This window comes from Citrobacter sp. CtB7.12, assembly GCF_001297795.1.
Lineage (GTDB): Bacteria > Pseudomonadota > Gammaproteobacteria > Enterobacterales > Enterobacteriaceae > Citrobacter_A > Citrobacter_A amalonaticus.
Window position 1 is genome coordinate 1 of sequence record NZ_LIFT01000051.1, and the last position, 2,328, is coordinate 2,328.

1 pseudogene is annotated in these 2,328 nt (G+C 63.6%); it reads left to right on the top strand.

The features are described from left to right. Positions 1–2,328: pseudogene (locus tag AOY24_RS25250) on the top strand (hypothetical protein); the annotation flags it as partial.

Sequence of the window (2,328 nt, forward strand, 5' to 3'; positions counted from 1 at the left end):
TCGCTGATGACCCAGGACGACGCGAACGTGGGGCTGCAACTGGTCAGTGCCGGTAACGTGACCGGCAGCGGCGGCAACCTGACGCTGAAGGACCAGAACGGCAACACCGTCACGGCGGCCACGCAGGTGGACATTGCCCAGGACGGGAGCGTAGTGGCGAAGGGGACGTATGACTACCGTCTGACCACCACGGGGGCGTCCGGCAGTGATGACGGTCTGTATGTGAACTACGGGCTGAAGGAGCTGGACCTGCAGCAGGGTCAGACCCTGACGCTGGCCGGTGACCCGGGGGCAACAGGGAACGCGGCGGATATGTCAGCCCGTATCACGGGCAGCGGTAATCTGGCGACGAATGCGCCGGCGGGTGAACTGGTGTCGTTGTCGAACAGCGGCAACGACTACACCGGTGACACCACGGTGCTGGGTGGCATGCTGCGTACGGATGCGGACAATGCGCTCGGGAAGACGGCGAAGCTGGATGTGAAAGGGAATGCGACGGCAGACCTGAATAAAACCACCCAGTCGGTGGGCAGCCTGGAGGTTGAGAGTGCCGGCACGCTGGCGCTGAACGACGGCACGCTGAATGTGTCGCAGGGCGGCAGCGTGAAAGGGGAAATGACCGGTGGTGGTCAGCTGAATGTGAACGGCGGCACGCTGACCGTTGACAGTGCAAATAACAGTATGACGGCAGCCACGGATATCGCTTCCGGTGCCACGGTTCTGCTGGAGGACATCGCGGGTCTGGGGACCGGAGCCATCACGGATGCGGGCACGCTCATTCTGGATGCCGTCACCGGCGCCCTGAAAAACGCGGTCAGCGGTCAGGGTGTGGTGGAACTGAGCAACGGCTCGGACGTCACGGCCACCGGGGAGAACGGGCAGTTTGCCGGGACCTTTGATGTGCAGGACGGCACCACGCTGCATGCGTCCGCTGAGAAGAATCTGGGGACGGCGACGGTCAGCACTAACAGTGACGGCCTCCTGTCGCTGGATAGCTATACCGGAAACCTGGTCAGCGCGGTGACCGGCACCGGTACGGTTGCCCTGACGGGCGGTTCGGACGTGACGTCCACCGAAAAGAACAGTCAGTTTGCCGGGACGTATGATGTGCAGTCCGGCACCACGCTGCACGTGACGGATGAAACCCTGCCGTCAGCGGCGGTGCTGAACGACAACGGGCTGGTTGACCTGACCACTGCCGGGGCATACACGCTGGAGAACACCCTGCTGGGTGCCGGCGTGCTGAAGGTGGATGCATCCGGCGGGGCGTTTAACTTCGCATCGTCGGCCGGCACGGCCTTCACCGGCATTCTCGACCTGAACAACGCCACTCTGTCGCTGGGCGGGCAGAACACGGCAGCCCTGACGAATGCCACCCTGAAGGCGGACACCGGCAGCACCACCACGGTGGCGGACGGGGAGCAGGCCATCGGCGGTCTGACCCTGGCCGGCGGCACCCTGGTGTTTAACGGTATCGCCCCGGATGAGAAAATCGCTTCCGGGTATGTGAAGGCCGGGTCGCTGGATGCGTCCGGTGACGGCACCATACAAATCACCGTTCCTGACCCGTATGTCCCGCGTCAGGAGAGCAGCACGAACTCGTCGCTGATGACCCAGGACGACGCGAACGTGGGGCTGCAACTGGTCAGTGCCGGTAACGTGACCGGCAGCGGCGGCAACCTGACGCTGAAGGACCAGAACGGCAACACCGTCACGGCGGCCACGCAGGTGGACATTGCCCAGGACGGGAGCGTAGTGGCGAAGGGGACGTATGACTACCGTCTGACCACCACGGGGGCGTCCGGCAGTGATGACGGTCTGTATGTGAACTACGGGCTGAAGGAGCTGGACCTGCAGCAGGGTCAGACCCTGACGCTGGCCGGTGACCCGGGGGCAACAGGGAACGCGGCGGATATGTCAGCCCGTATCACGGGCAGCGGTAATCTGGCGACGAATGCGCCGGCGGGTGAACTGGTGTCGTTGTCGAACAGCGGCAACGACTACACCGGTGACACCACGGTGCTGGGTGGCATGCTGCGTACGGATGCGGACAATGCGCTCGGGAAGACGGCGAAGCTGGATGTGAAAGGGAATGCGACGGCAGACCTGAATAAAACCACCCAGTCGGTGGGCAGCCTGGAGGTTGAGAGTGCCGGCACGCTGGCGCTGAACGACGGCACGCTGAATGTGTCGCAGGGCGGCAGCGTGAAAGGGGAAATGACCGGTGGTGGTCAGCTGAATGTGAACGGCGGCACGCTGACCGTTGACAGTGCAAATAACAGTATGACGGCAGCCACGGATATCGCTTCCGGTGCCACGGTTCTGCTG